1 pseudogene is annotated in these 2,117 nt (G+C 36.7%); it reads left to right on the forward strand.

Annotated elements, in window-relative coordinates:
* Window positions 1–730: 730 nt before the first annotated feature.
* A pseudogene (gene tnpC / locus H280_RS24290) lies at window positions 731–2,007 on the forward strand (IS66 family transposase); the annotation flags it as partial.
* Window positions 2,008–2,117: the final 110 nt, after the last annotated feature.

The following is a 2,117-nucleotide window of genomic DNA, read 5'->3' on the forward strand; positions in this document are numbered from 1 at the left end:
CAGATACTTTCAGTTTACTAGAAAATTGGTTTTAATGAGCTAAAGTGTAAAAGGTTTCTTAGCGAAAACTGTCAATTTTATTTTAGCGTTTACAATTGGTCGGAATAATAAATATTTCATGCCTCTTTAGGAAAAGTATCGTATCAGGATTTCCCTGAAAGTCACATTAGAAAAGAGGTAACATAAATTGATATTTATTGCACAGACAACAAAACTTCATCTGAAATATTAATGGGTGATTTTATTTAAGTTGCCAAATTCATAAGTAAATACGCTAAACAAGCACAGGATAAATGTTCAAAATTCCTCGGTCACGAAGATCCGGAACCTACTTTGATCTATGATTCAGCAGATACTGAAATGAAAAGGAAAGCTATTGAAAAGGCAACCATTAATCTTGATATCGACACAGGAACAACTGTTCTTACGCGAAAAGATAATAATGAAATGATACGTAGGTTATATGGATTAAAATGATTTTTAGATGACGGGATTATTCCGACTAATAACCAGTTGATTGTTTTTAATTCACAAAAAATCATAAAAAGGTCGGGATAATCTCATTGTCGGGATAAGGTTGCTCGAAGGATTGTCCATTCAGTAGCCAAAGGCGATTCAACCATCAGCAAAAGGCGTATTCTAAATTCGTACACCCTAATTTCATCTTTATTTCACTGTTCGAAATAGTTATAATAATAGCAACGAAATCGAACGGAAAGTGGTGAATGATGTGGCGAATGTTTCTTCTACGAATGAAAACCAATACGAAAAATTAATTAGGGCGCTCGAAGGGCAATTGGCCCATTCGAATCAACAAAACAAAGACTTATCGAAACAAATTGAGGCATTAACCGATCAAATTCGCCATTTAACTAAGCTTTTATATGGATCTAAAACAGAGAAGTCGAAATATAACGCACCAGACGGGCAAGGATCATTATTTGAGGATGACCCGTCTTTTAGTGAACCTGAGCACACAGAAGAACAAAGCCAACAGACCATTTCTTATACTGTTGTACGAAGATTCAAAAGAAAAAACGAAATGATTCATTACGGGATGATGTGGAGATAGCAACGATTCATCATCACCCAGAAAATACACGATGTGACTGTTGCCAAGAACAAATGATTGAAATTGGCAGTACCATTGTACGTGAAGAAGCAGAATTTATTCCTGCGAAAATGAAGAAAATTCAACACATGGAACACGCTTATGAATGTAAAAATTGCAAAGGCGATACATTTCAAAAAGCACAAATGAAACGTGGTAAAGCACCACAACCACCCATTCAACGTAGCATCGCAAGTTCTAGCGTACTTGCCAAAGTGATATATGATAAATTCTCACAATACTTACCACTTTACCGTCAGGTAAAAGAGTGGGATCGTTATGGCCTAAATACAAATGATAAGAACCTTTCGAATTGGGTCATTCGTGCATCACACGATTGGTTATTTCCTGTTTACAAACGAATGAAGCACTTGATGATGACTAAGTCAATTTTACATGTCGATGAAACATATGCACAAATCATCAACCGATCTGATGGAAAATCTGGTCAATCTAATGCCTATAATTGGGTGTATCGAAGTGTTCCCAGTCAAGGGCCAACGATTGTCCTGTTTCAGAGTTCATTATCACGTGCTCGGTCTGTTCTTGAAAATTTCACTGACGGGTATTCTGGCACAATTGTTTGTGATGGCTATTCTGCCTATGACAAAATTGAAGGAGTGAACTTCGCAAATTGTTGGGCGCATGTTCGTCGCTATTGGCTGAAGGCAGACAGTAAAAATGGACGGATTGGTGTGAGTTATTGTGACGATTTATATCGACTTGAAAGGAAATTTAAACATTTGTCTCCGAGTAAGCGAAGAAAACAGCGCCAAAAATACTCGAAGCCAATTGTGAAGAAATTCCTTGAATGGGTTGAGGTGTTACCATTTTACGGAAAAAATGCCCTTGCGAAAGCTGCTGAATATACATTGAACAGGGCAAATGGTCTCAGAGTAGAAATGATAACTTAAATATGGTTCTTTCCAAAGTTGGTTGAAATTCTAACAATTTGTCCATACTGTTCCTATTATTTAAGTGAGGGATGGTGCTGTAAAGTGGATAA

Source organism: Bacillus sp. 123MFChir2 (assembly GCF_000383235.1).
In the GTDB taxonomy this organism is placed as follows: domain Bacteria; phylum Bacillota; class Bacilli; order Bacillales; family Bacillaceae_G; genus Bacillus_A.